The 15,190-nt window shown below is 44.7% G+C and carries 15 protein-coding genes; 12 read left to right on the forward strand and 3 right to left on the reverse strand.

What is annotated here, in order from left to right; translation table 11 throughout:
* Positions 1-71 precede the first annotated feature (71 nt).
* The 10 genes from NSS82_RS03115 to galU all read left to right on the forward strand — a co-directional run bounded on the left by NSS82_RS03115 (position 72) and on the right by galU (position 8,851).
* Positions 72-260, forward strand: coding sequence for a hypothetical protein (locus NSS82_RS03115; protein WP_178944218.1), 189 nt, complete (start codon positions 72-74; stop codon positions 258-260).
* Positions 261-286: 26 nt separating this feature from the next.
* Complete coding sequence (locus NSS82_RS03120; RefSeq protein WP_036676761.1) at positions 287-1,399, forward strand: GerAB/ArcD/ProY family transporter; 1,113 nt, start codon at positions 287-289, stop codon at positions 1,397-1,399.
* Positions 1,400-1,624: 225 nt separating this feature from the next.
* The gene (locus NSS82_RS03125; RefSeq protein WP_038568581.1) at positions 1,625-2,143 is read left to right on the forward strand and encodes a DJ-1/PfpI family protein; all 519 of its coding nucleotides are present in this window, start codon (positions 1,625-1,627) and stop codon (positions 2,141-2,143) included.
* A gap of 23 nt (positions 2,144-2,166) precedes the next feature.
* A complete protein-coding gene (locus NSS82_RS03130; RefSeq protein WP_076272727.1) occupies positions 2,167-2,793 on the forward strand; it encodes a hypothetical protein in 627 nt (208 codons plus the stop codon).
* 18 nt (positions 2,794-2,811) lie between these two features.
* A complete protein-coding gene (locus tag NSS82_RS03135; RefSeq protein ID WP_036676767.1) occupies positions 2,812-3,108 on the forward strand; it encodes an antibiotic biosynthesis monooxygenase family protein in 297 nt (98 codons plus the stop codon).
* 14 nt (positions 3,109-3,122) lie between these two features.
* On the forward strand, positions 3,123-3,941 hold the full coding sequence (locus tag NSS82_RS03140; protein WP_038568584.1) for a phosphotransferase family protein: 819 nt from the start codon (positions 3,123-3,125) through the stop codon (positions 3,939-3,941).
* Between the two features lie 27 nt (positions 3,942-3,968).
* Positions 3,969-4,514: a DUF1697 domain-containing protein gene (locus NSS82_RS03145; RefSeq protein WP_036676770.1), complete on the forward strand. Its 546-nt coding sequence runs from the start codon at positions 3,969-3,971 to the stop codon at positions 4,512-4,514.
* Between the two features lie 206 nt (positions 4,515-4,720).
* Positions 4,721-6,847, forward strand: coding sequence for a glycosyltransferase family 39 protein (locus NSS82_RS03150; protein ID WP_076272728.1), 2,127 nt, complete (start codon positions 4,721-4,723; stop codon positions 6,845-6,847).
* A 78-nt stretch (positions 6,848-6,925) separates the two neighbouring features.
* Positions 6,926-7,912, forward strand: coding sequence for a glycosyltransferase family 2 protein (locus NSS82_RS03155; protein WP_036676773.1), 987 nt, complete (start codon positions 6,926-6,928; stop codon positions 7,910-7,912).
* A gap of 18 nt (positions 7,913-7,930) precedes the next feature.
* Positions 7,931-8,851, forward strand: a complete 921-nt coding sequence (gene galU, locus NSS82_RS03160; protein WP_218641946.1) for a UTP--glucose-1-phosphate uridylyltransferase GalU — start codon at positions 7,931-7,933, stop codon at positions 8,849-8,851.
* Positions 8,852-9,244: 393 nt separating this feature from the next.
* Here galU and NSS82_RS03165 read toward each other — a convergent pair whose 3' ends face one another.
* From NSS82_RS03165 to NSS82_RS03175, 3 genes are all read right to left on the reverse strand, one after another.
* Positions 9,245-9,811, reverse strand: coding sequence for an FAD-dependent oxidoreductase (locus NSS82_RS03165; RefSeq protein WP_036676776.1), 567 nt, complete (start codon positions 9,809-9,811; stop codon positions 9,245-9,247).
* Between the two features lie 166 nt (positions 9,812-9,977).
* A complete protein-coding gene (locus NSS82_RS03170) occupies positions 9,978-11,561 on the reverse strand; it encodes a sensor histidine kinase (RefSeq protein ID WP_076105955.1) in 1,584 nt (527 codons plus the stop codon).
* On the reverse strand, positions 11,558-12,241 hold the full coding sequence (locus NSS82_RS03175) for a response regulator transcription factor (RefSeq protein ID WP_038568592.1): 684 nt from the start codon (positions 12,239-12,241) through the stop codon (positions 11,558-11,560). Before NSS82_RS03175 ends, NSS82_RS03170 begins: the two co-directional genes overlap by 4 nt.
* Before the next feature lie 475 nt (positions 12,242-12,716).
* Here NSS82_RS03175 and NSS82_RS03180 point away from each other — a divergent pair, with 475 nt between their 5' ends.
* Positions 12,717-13,880, forward strand: coding sequence for a glucose-1-phosphate adenylyltransferase (locus NSS82_RS03180; RefSeq protein WP_038568594.1), 1,164 nt, complete (start codon positions 12,717-12,719; stop codon positions 13,878-13,880).
* A 122-nt stretch (positions 13,881-14,002) separates the two neighbouring features.
* Positions 14,003-15,106: a glucose-1-phosphate adenylyltransferase subunit GlgD gene (gene glgD / locus NSS82_RS03185; RefSeq protein WP_036676786.1), complete on the forward strand. Its 1,104-nt coding sequence runs from the start codon at positions 14,003-14,005 to the stop codon at positions 15,104-15,106.
* Positions 15,107-15,190: the final 84 nt, after the last annotated feature.

Consider the following 15,190-nt stretch of genomic DNA (forward strand, 5'->3'; position numbering starts at 1 on the left):
AGAACAGTGCACAAACGACAAGGTCTATCAAGATTCATCAAAAATAGGTGATAATATTGGTTGTGGTGGTCATGTTTATCTATGTAGTAATTGTTTTAATTGATCCTTATGGTCTGTGGAAGCAGGGGATGAAGAAGGATTTTTATGTTTCTTCTGCATTATGTCTAATTTCATTCTGTATTGCCTTTGCATTGGCAATGAGATGGTCGATTCCTAGTCCGTCACCATTCCTTGTGTATTGGATCAAGAAGCTATTCTAGGTATTAGCCTAAAGGGAGAATAGAGTATGAATAAAGAGATCATATCAACAGGGCATGCTATTAGTATTGCTGTCTTATTTATTATGGGGACTTCAATATTTATGGGCGTACCGGGACAATCCGGTAACAGTAACTGGATCGCCGTATTGTTAGCTATGGTGCTGGTTGCCCCACTTTTGCTGATATATGCCAGACTCCACGTCCTATTACCGGGTAAGGATCTATTTGATATGTTGATTACCGTGTTTGGCGGAATCCTGGGTCGAATCATCTCCACTCTCTATATATGGTATTCCTTTCATTTGGGGGCACTAATTATTAGAAACTTTGGAGAATTCAGTCGCACAATTACCTTAACGGATACCCCTATGTTAGCACCTATGATATGTCTGGGACTATTGTGTGTTTGGGTGGTTAAGGCGGGGATTGAAGTGATGGGGAGAAGCGCTAAGCTCCTGTTGCTGTTTGCTGTATTTGTTAATTTAGTACTGATAACACTCGCCTTTTCCAGACTGGAATATCATCATTTACTTCCTCTGTTGGACAAAGGCTGGCAGCCTTTATTAAGCGACACTCTGGGTACTTTTTCTTTTCCATTTGCGGAGATTGTAATATTTCTGGGAGCATTCAGTAATTTATCGGACAAGAGCTCAATACGGAAGATATTATTTGGTAGTCTAGTAATTTCAGGGGTGATTATCATTATGGCTACTTTGCGTAACCTGTTGATGCTGGGTCCTGAAGTTCTATCCAGTTTATATTTTCCCGCTTATGTGTCTGCTGGCCGTATTAATGTAGGTGATTTTCTGACCCGAATTGAAGGTTCATCGGCAGTTGCTTTTGTAATCACTACTTTTATCAAGACAAGTTTATGTCTGTATGTAGCGAGTAGTGGGATAGCAAAAGTACTCAAGCTCAAGAGTTACCGCTCTGTTGTGCTTCAGATGGGACTACTCATGATCTATTTTGCGGATTTTGTGTACAAGGATATTATGGAAATGTACTATTTTTCTTACCATATTTATAAAATATACGCCTTTCCTTTTCAGGTGATTATTCCACTGATGTTATGGATTTGCGCTGAAATTGTTGTGAGCCGGCGTAAAAATAAACAGCTAGCGCCGCAGTCGCAGCAATAGCTCTAATAGGAGGATACAGGTGTCTCGTAAGCCTTAAAGTGGCTGGTTGCCCGTGTCTTTTTTTATTTCGTTTTATTTGATCACATTTACGCTTTTAAAGCCGCGGGAAATGTGCAAATAGCGTCCTCTGAGTCCGTAAGTTTCAGGAGAAGGCGATGATGCTATAATGATAGATACATAGATAGAGTTTACTTTTTTATTGAGAACAGGGGAGCTGATCTATCATTGAATACATATATTCTTATATATGATAGCTTTGTGCAGTTTGAGGTTACATTGGCAGCTTATTTTATGAAAACAAAGGGCGAGGTCTATACCTTAAGCTTGGAAGATAAGGCGTTAATCTCCTGTGAGGGTTTTTCTGTGAATCCATCAGTATTGGTTGAAAATGTGGACGTTAGCACCATAGATTTATTGATTATCCCTGGTGGGGAAACAGATAATTTAATAGGGCAGGAGGCTCTATTAGATTTAATCAGAAGCCTAAATCGAGCAGGAAAAGTCATCGCGGGCATTTGCGGTGGGGTATCCATTCTTAAGGCTGCCGGAGTACTGGATGGTAAGGTTTATGTGGACAATGAATCTGGGGTATCTAACGTCTTTGTCGATGGAACAATCATTACCGCTAAACCGAATGGATATGTAGACTTTGCGCTTGAAATTGGGCGAATAATGAGTATCTATAAAGATGAGGCAGATTTGCAAGAAACGATAGATTTCTTTAAACATTTTAAATCCGTCTAAGGAGTAGAAGAGGGGAAACATGTATGAACGTTAGCAATATCATTATGTCCTCTTATTGGGGTAGAGAGGTTAAACATAAATATATCACCCAAGGGTCCAAAGCGCTGGCTGTTATTTTTCCGGGTAAAAATTATTCAGCTGATCGCTCTCTGCTAGATTATGCGGCTAAAGCTGCCCGGGAGCATAATTGTGATGTTCTGCTTTTAGAATATGGTTACCAGAGTGCAAGGGTGGATTTCAAACGTGAAGAAATGAGTATTATCATTGAGGAATGTAAAGCTGTGATCGCTTCTCTTCCGGATTATAAGAGATTTCTTTTTATAAGTAAAAGCATGGGCGCTGTTATTGCAGGTAGAATAGCTGAAGAGCTAGAAATACAGAAGAAGACGTCTCATCTATATATCACCCCGTTGCCTGAGGCGGTGCCGCTGATTCAGCGGAGTCGTGGTACTGTAATCTATGGCGGCAGTGACCCCGTATTTGGTCAAGAACATTCCGGTGAAATTAGTGGGCTGAATCATTTGAAGGTGTATAGAATCGATGATGCTAATCATTCGCTGGAGGTAGGCAGTGTCAATGAGTCACTAGCTATACTGTTGGTCATCATTAATTTCTATCATGAGTTTTTCCGTGATGCTTTAAATACATAACTTTAGGAGATGATGATTGTGATTTTGGAAGCTGCGATGCTGCAAGTAAAGCCTGGTTTGACTACTGAATTTGAGCAAAGCTTCAAGGAGGCGTCAAGTTTAATCTCCTCGATAGAGGGTTATATGGGCCATGAATTACAACATTGCTTGGAGGATGATCATAAGTATCTGTTGCTGGTGAAGTGGAGAACGCTTGAAGACCACACTGTTGGTTTTAGAGAATCCAGCCAATATCAGGAATGGAAAGCACTCCTTCACCATTACTACGACCCATTTCCGGTAGTTGAGCATTTTACCCGCATTAATCTGGACTAAATGGAGGATACCGAATGAAGGCGAAGCTTGTTGGGGAAGGCAGAACAGCGGAGATCTGGCAACATGACGATCAGAGGATTCTTAAATTGTACCGGGAGGATATAGCAGAGCAACACGTCAGCCGGGAATATAAAATCAGCCGGTTTGTACATGCGCGGGGTGTTCGGACCCCTCAGCCTTTTGAGCTTATTACTGAACAGAATCGACAAGGTATCGTTTTTCAACAAATTCAGGGTCCCTCTTTACTAAAGGTGATGGGTGAGAAGCCTTGGAAAGTTACCCAATATGCCAGGCTGATGGCGGGGCTTCATTGTGATTTGCATAAGCTTGAAACTACAGAGGAAATCGGCCAGCAAAAGGATATGCTGAAAAGTCAGATCATGGTTGCCCCTATGCTGAGCGAAGAGGAAAAATCCGTCATTTTGAAGTATCTGGAGAAGCTGCCGGAAGGCACTCGTTTATGTCATGGGGATTTTCATCCCGACAATGTGCTTATGGATGAACAGCTCTGGGTGATCGACTGGATGACGGGTGTAGTGGGAGAACCTGCTGGAGATGCTGCGCGTTCCGTAGTGATGTTCAGTTTGGGAGCTATGCCTCCGGGAGCTTCTGCCTTCTCCAAATTAATGTTAGGTTTTATAAGAAAAAGATTAACTAAGGGATACATTCAAGAGTATCTCAGATTATCAGGACACACTTATGAGGACGTAGACCGCTGGATTTTGCCGATCGCGGCCGCGCGTCTGGTGGAGGGGCTTTCGCCTCCAGAGAAGGAGCTGCTGGTAAAAGAAGTTCGTAAACGTCTACACACCTTAGCCGCAGAGGTAAGCTGATCATGGCACAAAACGGAGGCGTATTCTATGACTACCTATATAGCGCTGCTGCGTGGAATTAACGTCGGCGGGAACAAAATTATTAAAATGCTGGACCTGAAGGCGATGTTTCAAGCTCTTGGATTTGCAAATGTACGAACGTATATTCAGAGCGGAAATGTCGTATTTGAGAGTGATGAAGGTTCGGTGAGCCTGCTTAGCGGAGTCATTGAACGTCAGATTCATGAGGTTTTTGGATTCGAGGTCTCTGTTATTATCCGTACTTTAGCGGAGATGGAGAACGTGATCGCTAACGATCCCTTTCAGCTCTCCGAGCCAGAGGAATTCAAAAGATGGTATGTTACTTTTTTACCAGCCGAGCCTTCAGCGGAAGCATTGGATAAACTGCGCACTTATGAGAATGGACCGGATAAAGTACGTTTTGTCGGCAGAGAGATGTATATATTATATGAGGTCAGTGTGAGCCAATCGCCGCTTTTTAAAGTCCCTTTTGACAAAATACTCGGGATGCCCATTACCGCACGCAACTGGAACACGGTGAATAAGCTTGTTGCCATAGGCAAGATGGAATAACATAGTTTGGATTGAAAAGAGTACCGAAAGGCTCCACATTGTGGGGTCTTTTTTGCGTTCTGGCAGCCTCATTTATTCAGCAAACATTCAGCTTGCACTCATTGAGAGTTAAGGTATGGATGAAATAATACACCTACGGAAAGCTTGGGCCGGAGTTACAGAACTGCCGGCATATAGAATGATCAAGGGATAGGAGTGAAATGGAGATGAGTTTTGCTAGAAAAATAAGCTCGGATCTTATACTGTGGCTCATTTTAATACTCGCTGCTTTTTTGTACGGTTATGGAGTTTGGAATGACCACTATGTGAATACATACTACACCACTGCCGTGGGAAGTATGCTGCAAAACTTTCATAATTTCTTCTTCGCTTCACTCGACTCTGCAGGTTCAGTCACGGTGGATAAACCACCGGTCACCTTTTGGATTCAGACTCTTAGCGCACTCATTTTCGGGCTGCATGGCTGGAGTGTAATTTTACCTCAGGCGCTTGGGGGCGTGGGCTCCGTGTTGCTCGTATACCTTCTGGTTAAACCTACCTTTGGTAAAGCGGCAGCACGTTTAGCAGCGCTGGCCATGGCAACAACTCCAGTAGCGGCGGCTGTTAGCCGGACGAATAACATTGATGCTTTGTTAGTATTCACGTTACTGTTGGCGGTTTGGTTTTTATTTAAAGGAACGAAGAGTAATAAGCTGGGCAGTCTCCTTGCCGCATTCGCTTTAATCGGTGTTGGGTTTAATGAGAAGATGCTGCAGGCTTATATGGTTTTGCCGGCTTTTTATCTCTTTTATGTCTTGGCTGCGAAAGTGAACTGGAAGCGAAAAACTGGAGTATTAGCGGCCTCGACAGCTATATTACTCGTGGTCTCGTTATCCTGGGCAGTGATAGTGGATTCGATTCCCGCTAGTAAACGACCTTATATCGGTAGCAGCGGTACTAACTCCGTGCTCAATCTTGCCTTTGGTTATAATGGTGTCGCGCGGTTGACGGGTGATCGGGGGACAGGTGGCGGAGGTGGAATGCCTTCAATGAATGGTGGTGAGATGCCGAACATGAATGGCGAGATGCCAGCTATGAACGGTGAAAGACCCGCTATGAACGGGGCAGATGCTGAAAATGGTACGGATAGCGGACGTGGAGCATTTTCGGGTCGGCAAGGCATAAATTCAACCTCAGACGGTCAAAATGGCGCCGATGATGGAGGTTCACCAGGGCAACCACCCGGCGGTGGAACAGATAATCAAAACCGGCAATTTGGTGGTGAAGGTGGGGGCCAAGGACAACGCAGCGGCATGAATGGCGGCGGAGGTGGAATGTTCAATACTGGAACCGCAGGTCCACTGCGCCTGTTCCAATCAGAGCTGTCAGGTCAGGCAAGCTGGATGTTGCCTTTTGTATTGTTTGGTTGTATTGGATTATTCGCTAATCTGCGGAGAAGGAACTTTACGCAAGGGCATAAAGAAGCTCTATTCTGGTTAGCATGGCTGGTCCCGGTGATGGGATTCTTCAGTATTGCGGGATTCTTCCATCAATATTATCTGGTGATGATGGCTCCGCCGATAGCCGCGCTGGTCGGTGCAGGCTGGTCAAAGCTCTGGAGTCTGTATCGCGAGCACTCTGGTTGGCTGTCATGGCTATTGCCAGTTGCGACGCTGGTTACAGCAGTTTTTCAATGGTACATTATTCATCCTTATGACGATACGATTGGCAGGGGCTGGTCGATTGGCATTCTGGCTGCCGGTATAGTTGTTTCTCTGGTGCTGGTCGTACTTAAAGGCAAACAGAAGCCATTTGTTTACTCAGCAAGTACTGCTGCTGTACTAGTATTGTTAATTGGCCCGCTCTACTGGGCAGCTACCCCAATTACTTATGGCCTGAATAGCCAAACCCCTGAAGCAGGACCAGGGAGCAGTGAGGGCAGAGGAGGAATGGGCGGCAATTCTAGCAACTTTGGGCGTAATAGCGCCACAAGTGCGAATGAGAGTCTGTTGTCCTATCTGGAGGAAAATAATACTGGGGAGCCTTATCTGTTTGCCGTATTGGATTATGGCACAGCAGCTCCTTATATCGTCGATAAGGGGGCATCGGTTGTTATTCTGAACGGTTTTTCCAATTCGGACACAGTATATACCACAGATACCCTAAAGGCGTTAGTAGAGAGTGGCAAGGTGAAATACTTCCTGCTGAGCAGCGGCGGTATGGGTGGTGGACGTGGAGGGAATTCTACGCTATCTACCTGGATTACCGACAATGGCACAGAGGTTCCAGCAGCGGATTGGGCAGGAAACGACGCTGGCAACAGCGGAACGTTATACAAAGTTACAGTTAACTAGTTCAGTGTTTTAGGATACGAAGCGTGCTAATACATTTGCAGGCACGCTTCAGCATTCAAATTAAAGGAGGAGCTGCTCATGAGTATCAACGTGCGCTATTCCATTATTATACCGATGTTTAATGAAGAGGCAGTCATTCAGGAAACGTATCGTCGTATTAAAAAAGTGATGGCAATGACGGAGGAAGTATATGAGCTGATCTTCGTGAATGACGGCAGCACAGACAACTGTGCCCAGATGATCGAGGAATATAGCTATTGGGATGAGAGTGTGAAGCTGATCGATTTGTCACGTAACTTTGGACATCAGATCGCTATTACTGCCGGAATGGACTATGCCCTTGGGGATGCAGTTGTCATTATTGATGCTGATTTGCAAGACCCGCCTGAATTGATCTTGGACATGATTGCAGAATGGAAGAAGGGGTATGAAGTTGTATATGCTAAACGGGTGAAGCGAAACGGTGAATCCTTATTCAAAAAGTGGACGGCCAGCCTGTTTTATAGAATTCTGCGTTATTCAACCGATATTTCTATCCCTGTGGATACAGGTGATTTTCGGCTCATAGATCGTAGGGTTTGCGAAGAGCTCAAACGTCTACCGGAGAAAAACCGTTTCGTACGCGGACTGGTCAGCTGGGTTGGTTTCCGTCAGAAGGCGATTGAATATGAACGGGATGAACGTCTGGCGGGGGAAACAAAATATCCACTAAAACGTATGATCAAGCTCTCTTTGGACGGAATCACCTCCTTTTCTTATAAGCCGCTGAAGCTGGCAGGATATTTGGGCGCACTGCTGTCGGCTTCTGGTTTTCTGTACCTTATGTATGTATTGTACCTGGTAATTTTTACAGACTCAGTCGTTAAGGGCTGGGCTTCGATGATTGGAATTACGCTGACCTTTAATGGCTTCGTACTCATTATGCTAGGAATACTAGGTGAGTATATCGGCCGGATTTATGATGAAACTAAGGGACGTCCGCTTTATATTGTCCAAGAGTTCTATGAAGGTAAGGGGCAGCAAAAGAATGTTCGTGAGCACCCTGTGACCCATCTCCGTAAATAAACTGCAAGGGAGGGATTCCTGATGAAGATTAGAAAAGCTGTCATTCCCGCCGCGGGCTTAGGCACTCGTTTCCTGCCTGCAACTAAGGCTCAGCCAAAAGAAATGCTGCCCATTGTGGATAAACCAGCGATTCAATATATCGTAGAGGAAGCCGTTCGGTCTGGTATTGAAAGTATTATCATCGTGACCGGCCGTAATAAGAAGTCGATTGAAGATCATTTTGATAAATCGGTGGAGCTGGAGCAGACGCTTCTGGAAAAAGGGAAAGAGGATCTACTTCGTGAAGTCCAGCTAATTAGTGAGCTAGCGAGCATCCATTACATTAGGCAAAAGGAGCCGCTGGGACTAGGCCATGCCATCCTTTGTGCGGAACAATTTATCGGTGATGAACCTTTTGCTGTTCTGCTTGGTGACGATATCATGGTCTCGGAGGACCCGGCGCTGTTGCAGATGATGAGATTGTATGAGCAAGAGGAGCAGACCATCGTCGGTGTGCAGCATGTGCCACGGCAGGAGGTTAACAAATATGGGATTATCTCCTCCAGCGGCCCACTAAATGGAGTTCATGAAGTAAAAGGATTGGTAGAGAAGCCCTCGCCTGAAACAGCTCCTTCAGAGTATGCCATTATGGGGCGATATATTTTGGAGCCTTCGATATTCACAGTGCTGGCTAACCTCGAACGTGGAGCGGGCGGTGAATATCAACTGACGGATGCTTTGCACGAGGTATGCCGGCATGAAGGATTGCTGGCGCTCGATTTAATCGGCAAGCGTTATGATATTGGTGATAAATTCGGTTACATTAAGGCCACGCTGGAGGTAGGTTTGATGCGGGAGGATTTGCGCCCATTATTGGTTCCGTATTTGCAGGAGCTGGCTGCTAGTCTTAAGGGAAGAGAAGAAGAAGTGGACTCCTTGCATCGGAGTATACACAGTTGAGGGAGAGGAACTGTTTCAAATGATCATAACATCGGCTTCGGCGGTGGCATGAGGTTTTGAAGCAGTTTTTTTGCGTGTGGTGTTCAATGGGCAGGTGAGGGACGAGCAAATAGGTGTACTTTATACAATTAAAAGTATGGGGGGACAGCTGCAAATCGATTTAGTTGCACTTGATACATCTATATCTTCACATCTTAGCTATAATGCTCATTTAGCCTGTTTTTAGTTGCATAAAATACACTTAAAACAGCCGTGTGGGTGTTATTGTTTGAAATAGCTGCATCAAGTGCAGTTATTTTAAAATCTCGTAACTTGGTTCTCCTTGGTGACGAAAAAATCCGGAAGACCGATTCCTAAGAATCATCCTCCGGATTATGATTTGAGTACTGAAGATTAAGCTTTCAACACATCATGATCAACGTAACGCGCGCCATTTAACTCGCTAATTACATTAATAGCTACCTTCGCACCATCGCCTGCGGTAATAATGGCATGTACACTTACTCCAGCAACAGTACCAGCAGCCCAAATACCTGCGATATTCGTTTTGCCTTCAGCATCAACGGCTACTACAGTTTTGATTCTTGGCTCTGTACCATCCTTAGTCTCTACGCCAGCTTTGGCAGCTAGATCTGTAAGGGCGCCTGTGGCAAGAATAACATGTTTTGCTTCATAGATAATTCCATCTTCAGTTTCAATGACAAAACCGTTGCCGCTGGAGGTGAGGTTGATAGCCTGCTCGGAAACCAGCTCAGCGCCAAATTTAACGGCTTGCTTATGCCCAGTTTCGACCAGCTCAGGACCACCTACTTCGGAAATTCCATAAAAGTTCTCAAACCAACCTCTGCGGGTCATGCCCTTATCGTTGTCGATCAGCAGCGTTTTTTTGCCCGCCTTGGCGGCGAACAGGGCTGCGCTTGCACCGGCAGGACCGGCGCCAATTACGGCGATTTCGTACATGTATTTACCTCCTAAAAGTTTTGTGGAGCGATGCTCCTTAGAATGGACTACATAGCAAAACTGGCAACGAAAGCATACGCTTGGTTTTGTGGAGCAAAACTGGCAACGAAAGCATACGCTTGGTTTTGTGGAGCGATGCTCCAGTTCCTCTTAATTATAACGGTTGTTACTGTTCCTTGGCTAATCCTTCCTCACAAGGCAGGCTGACCGTAAATGTTGTCCCCTCGCCGACGGTGCTATTTACACTAATCTTGCCGTGATGCGCCTCGACAATAGATTTTGTGATAGAGAGGCCTAAACCTGATCCGCCATATTTACGTGTGCGAGAGGAGTCACTGCGGTAGAATCGATCAAAGATATGTGGGATATGCTCTGCGGGAATTCCGCAGCCATTATCCCGCACGCTTAAGAGAGTCTGATTTCCTGCGGCTTGTAAAGAGAGATGAATGCTGCCTGCCGCGGCATCGGTATGCTGAACTGCATTGTGGAACAGATTCAGAATCACCTGCTTGAGCTTATAGGGATCATATTTACCACGGATGCCATAGGAGATATCAAAAGTAACTTTACGTTGATCTGCGAGCAAAAGCAGATGCGGCTTCATTTCGTGAATTACCTCGCTGAGAATCAGGTCAGTCATCTGCAGCTGTGGAGCTCCATCCATTCGAGCGAGCAGTAGCAGATCCTCGACCAGCTTATTGATCCGTTTCGATTCACCATGCATGCTTCGCAACGAGTTATATAACTGTTCTTTATTATCGGCGGCGCCCCGCAGCAAGACCTCAAGAAAACCGTGTATTGAGGTAAGCGGAGTTCTAAGCTCGTGAGAAGCATCGGCAGCGAACCTGCGCATCTGCTCCTTGGCCTCCCGTTCATTATGAAAGGATATTTCGAGACGTTCGAGCATACCATTGAATGAATGAGCAAGCTTGTCGATCTCGGCCTGTCCTTGGTCAACTGGAAACCGAATGTCCAAATTACCGGCATTAATGATCTCAGCCGATTCTCCCATATTAGAAAGAGGAACTAACGTCTTTCGCAGGGCCGGCAAGTATAGGAATAATCCAGTCAATAAAGCAATCACTGACAAACCTGCGTAGATCAGCAGCTGCTGCATAATCACATCCGTTAATGGCCCCGTGCTCACACTCATTTGCAGCAGCAATCTAGTATTTCCAGGCCTATAAAGATTCATGAATATGGCTAGATGTTCAGTGCCGTCTTCAGCTTGGATGAGCTTGTAATTTCCTGTTGCCCTATCTGTGGTGTGAATCAGCAGCGCATCGTATTGCTCATTGGTCAGCCTGGGTGCTGCTATATCTGAGAGGGTTAATTGCTGTAAATCCCTGAAGGTGCCATCCGAGCTGTACATGGCGAGAGTTGTATGGGCATCAAGCAGAAGCGGGCGCCGGTTCTCGCCAGTTCGCAGCCCACTTGGCATTTTATTCATGTCTTCTCTTTCCAACGGGAAATTGCTGTTAAACTCATTGTTTGTGTCATTTATACCTGTGGTGTCCTCGTCATAGGAATTAAAAAAGTTAAAAAACATCTCACGGGGGACAGAACGTATTTGCGCTTCCATAGACTCCGCTCTATTGCTGTATATAAAATCTCGCATAAGGATATATTGTAAGACTCCAATTAGCAGCAGCAATCCTGATAGAATGAGCAGCGATGTGGCAAGCAGCTGTTTACGCAGGGAACGTGGTGCAGGTAGTCTGCGAAGCCATCTGAAGATGGGAGTGCTCATAGATCCACCCGGTAGCCTGCGCCCCGCAGGGTACGGATAATACGGTGCTCCTTATCTCCGAGCTTCTCACGAAGCGAACGGATATAGACCTCAACGATATTTTCCTCACCGCCAAAATCATAGCCCCACACTTTATCAAGAATCATAGGCTTGCTGAGTACAAGGCCGTGATTGATAACGAGATACTGCAATAACTCGTATTCCGTAGGGGAGAGCTCAAGTACTTCTTCCCTGAAGCGAATTTCCTTTCGCCGGCTGTCAATTCGGAAAGGACCGCAGCGGACCTCGCCTAGCAGCCCCGGAAACTGATTCCGCAGCCGCGCTTGGATCCGCGCTAGTAATTCATCAAAGCTGAAGGGCTTGACCATATAGTCGTCAGCACCAATAGATAGTCCTTTTACGCGATCATCCACTTCGTCTTTTGCAGTAAGCATGATGACAGCTACCTCTGTCTCTTCTGAGCGCAGATAGTGACATACCTCGAATCCATCCATACCCGGCATCATAACATCCAGGATAGCTACATGGGGCTTGAATTCAGCTGCAATCGAAATGGCGCTTAGCCCGTCCGACGCGGTTCGTACTTCAAAACCTTCGTTAAGGAGACCCAGCTCCAGGAACTGTAATATATGAGGCTCATCATCTACGAGCAGAAGTCGAACTCCTTGTACTGCTTTCATCATAGGTTCCTCCAAATCGGTGATAGATAGCTTCATTATGCCATATCCGGTTGAATGTTTGCTGAAGACCGGATGATTCTTTTTCTAGAATAAATGAGTGGATTTCTTTCACATGGCTTTAAATTGGTTAATCTAGTTATAAGGAATATTAACGTGTTTAATGACAAACAGGGTTAAAAATTCCGGATTTTCGGAATTGCGATAAAGGGTTTTGACGAAGAATATAGAACACTTTACAATAAGGATAATCTCCTGATTCAGGCTCCTGATTTTGGAGAATGCTCTCCCTATTTTAGGTTAGATCATCCGAACGTGTAAAATTTCCTTCCTCGTTTTTTCAACTTTGTCATCTTCCTATCAAGGCTCATTTCTTTCTGGTGTATTTCTTTTCTAATTCACTTCTTTCTGGAATTCTGTTCATTCATCCTAGGTTTGCTGAACTTTATATTACCCATAAGTCAAGGGAGGCTCTTCCATGAAGAAAAAAGAAATGGTAGCCATGCTATTGGCTGGAGGCCAAGGCAAAAGATTGAAAGGTTTAACCAAATCGCTTGCCAAGCCCGCTGTCTATTTTGGGGGCACTTATCGGATTATCGACTTTCCTTTAAGTAACTGCTCCAATTCGGGTATTGATACTGTCGGTGTATTGACACAGTATGAGCCACTTATACTACATTCTTACATCGGAGTAGGCAGTGATTGGGATTTGAACCGTAAGAATGGTGGAGTATTCGTATTGCCACCGCATGAACGTGAGAATGGAAGCAGCTGGTATCGGGGAACAGCCGATGCGATTTATCGAAATCTTAAATTTGTAGATCAGTTCGACCCCGAGCATGTCCTTATTCTATCCGGTGATCACATTTATAAAATGGATTATCATGCTATGCTGCAATACCACAAGGAGAGAAACGCAGATTGCACGATTTCTGTGATTGACGTTCCGCTGGAGGAAGCAAGTCGATTTGGAATCTTAAATACGGAGGACGATCTGAAAATTTACGAATTTGAGGAAAAGCCTGCACAGCCAAAAAGCACGCTAGCTTCTATGGGTGTGTACATCTTTAAATGGGAAATTCTCCGCAAGCATTTACTGGAGGACGGAGAGAATATAGGATCATCTCACGATTTTGGTAAAGATATCATTCCTTTGATGCTGGAAGACGGGAACTCTTTATTTGCGTACCCTTTTGAAGGGTATTGGAGAGACGTTGGTACGGTAGCAAGCCTGTGGGAAGCGAATATGGATTTACTGAGCGATAATCCACCGCTTAATCTAAATGATCCCAGCTGGCGCATATTTACACGCAATCCGAATCAACCCGCCCAATATGTCGCACCTGGGGCGAAAGTGTCAGGATGCATTATTAATGAAGGCTGCATTGTGCATGGTGAAGTGAAGCACTCGGTTCTTTTTTATGGCGTAGAAGTAGGTGAAGGCAGTGTGATTACGGACTCCGTAATTATGCCTAAGGTTAAGATTGGTAAGAACGTACGCATTCATAAAGCGATTATTAGTGAGAATACGGTAATCGACGATTATATGGAAATAGGCATCGAGCGGGAGAACGAGAACGAAATTCTGCTGATCGACAATAAAAGCAAGAAACGTAAATCAGCTGTGGCCAAAACCATATAATCAAGCTAAAACGCCTTCGGCGTCCTTCTAGGGACGGTAAGCGTTTATGCGAGATTTATAAGGATAAAGTATATAGTGAAACTTATACTTTCTTATAAATTATAAGAGGACGGTGGATTCCGATGAAGCAACTCATGGGTGTAATTAATCTGGATCATGAACTCGATAAACTAAATGAACTCACTTATTTCCGCTGTGGTGCAGCCGTACCTTTTGCCAGTCGTTATCGGTTGATAGATTTTGTGCTTTCCAATATGATGCGTGCGGATCTGGAGAGCGTGGGCCTGTTTGTTCGCCGTAAATATCGTTCTTTAATGGACCATTTGGGTGACGGGAAATCTTGGGATATGAATCGCAAGCATGGGGGACTATTTATTTTGCCTCCGGACTGGAATGATCCCACCGATACTTCTCTTGGCGACCTTCAGCATTATCATAATAATCTGGATCTTTTTAAACGGGGATCTGCTAAATATATTGTGTTTTCCGGTAGCCAGCATATTAATACTATCGATCTCCAGGACTTGTACAGCTATCATTTGGAGAAGGGTGCCGACGTTACAGTAGTATACAAAAAAATAGAGCAGTTGCAGCCAGAACATGAGTTATGCCAGCGTATTGAAGTGGACGAAGAGAATAATGTGACCAATATCCATCATGAGAAGGATCATCCCAATTTATATCTCGATATCTTCATTATGGAGAAAAAACTGTTCCTGGAGCAGGTGGAACATTGCATTGCACATGGTGAGAGTTATTTTTTCCGTGATGTGATTCAGAAAAACCGCCATAAATTCAAAATCGCTGCTTATGAATATCATGGCTATCATGCCGTAATTAATTCGTTGGAAAGCTATTATAAGAATAGTCTGGAGCTGCTTCAGCAGGAGAATTACTTTAGTCTGTTCAAAGAAAGTCCCGTGCAGACGAAGATTAAATATGAGGCTCCTACCCGATATTTAGAAAGCGCAAATGTCAGCAATTCACTGGTGGCTAACGGCTGCATTATAGCTGGAACGGTGGAGAACAGCGTGATCTTTCGTGGGGTTCAGGTACGTAAAGGAGCGAAGATCATCAATTCTGTAATTATGCAGAAGTGCATTATAGAGGAAGATGCTGTTATTGAGAATGTGATCATGGATAAGGACGTACATTTAAGTAAGAATCGAATTCTCGTCGGGGATAGTAAACGTCCATTTGTGATCGCCAAGAGCAGCAAAATATAAACCAACTGGATTAGATGAAACGAAACAGTATAACCTATCTGATCTACAGGCATAGTCTAATGCATCCCTAAAAAAAGCTTTTGT

The organism is Paenibacillus sp. FSL H7-0735, from assembly GCF_038008505.1.
Classification (GTDB): Bacteria; Bacillota; Bacilli; order Paenibacillales; family Paenibacillaceae; genus Paenibacillus_AQ; species Paenibacillus_AQ odorifer.

What these genes read in the sequence shown, in the direction of transcription:
- NSS82_RS03140 (WP_038568584.1), top strand. Translation starts at nt 3,123, where the DNA reads ATGAAGGCGAAGCTTGTTGGGGAAGGCAGAACAGCGGAGATCTGGCAA.
- NSS82_RS03115 (WP_178944218.1), top strand. Translation starts at nt 72, where the DNA reads ATGTTTATCTATGTAGTAATTGTTTTAATTGATCCTTATGGTCTGTGG.
- NSS82_RS03155 (WP_036676773.1), top strand. Translation starts at nt 6,926, where the DNA reads ATGAGTATCAACGTGCGCTATTCCATTATTATACCGATGTTTAATGAA.
- NSS82_RS03175 (WP_038568592.1), bottom strand. Translation starts at nt 12,241, where the DNA reads ATGAAAGCAGTACAAGGAGTTCGACTTCTGCTCGTAGATGATGAGCCT.
- NSS82_RS03180 (WP_038568594.1), top strand. Translation starts at nt 12,717, where the DNA reads ATGAAGAAAAAAGAAATGGTAGCCATGCTATTGGCTGGAGGCCAAGGC.
- NSS82_RS03165 (WP_036676776.1), bottom strand. Translation starts at nt 9,811, where the DNA reads ATGTACGAAATCGCCGTAATTGGCGCCGGTCCTGCCGGTGCAAGCGCA.
- NSS82_RS03120 (WP_036676761.1), top strand. Translation starts at nt 287, where the DNA reads ATGAATAAAGAGATCATATCAACAGGGCATGCTATTAGTATTGCTGTC.
- glgD (WP_036676786.1), top strand. Translation starts at nt 14,003, where the DNA reads ATGAAGCAACTCATGGGTGTAATTAATCTGGATCATGAACTCGATAAA.
- NSS82_RS03150 (WP_076272728.1), top strand. Translation starts at nt 4,721, where the DNA reads ATGAGTTTTGCTAGAAAAATAAGCTCGGATCTTATACTGTGGCTCATT.
- NSS82_RS03170 (WP_076105955.1), bottom strand. Translation starts at nt 11,561, where the DNA reads ATGAGCACTCCCATCTTCAGATGGCTTCGCAGACTACCTGCACCACGT.
- NSS82_RS03145 (WP_036676770.1), top strand. Translation starts at nt 3,969, where the DNA reads ATGACTACCTATATAGCGCTGCTGCGTGGAATTAACGTCGGCGGGAAC.
- NSS82_RS03130 (WP_076272727.1), top strand. Translation starts at nt 2,167, where the DNA reads ATGAACGTTAGCAATATCATTATGTCCTCTTATTGGGGTAGAGAGGTT.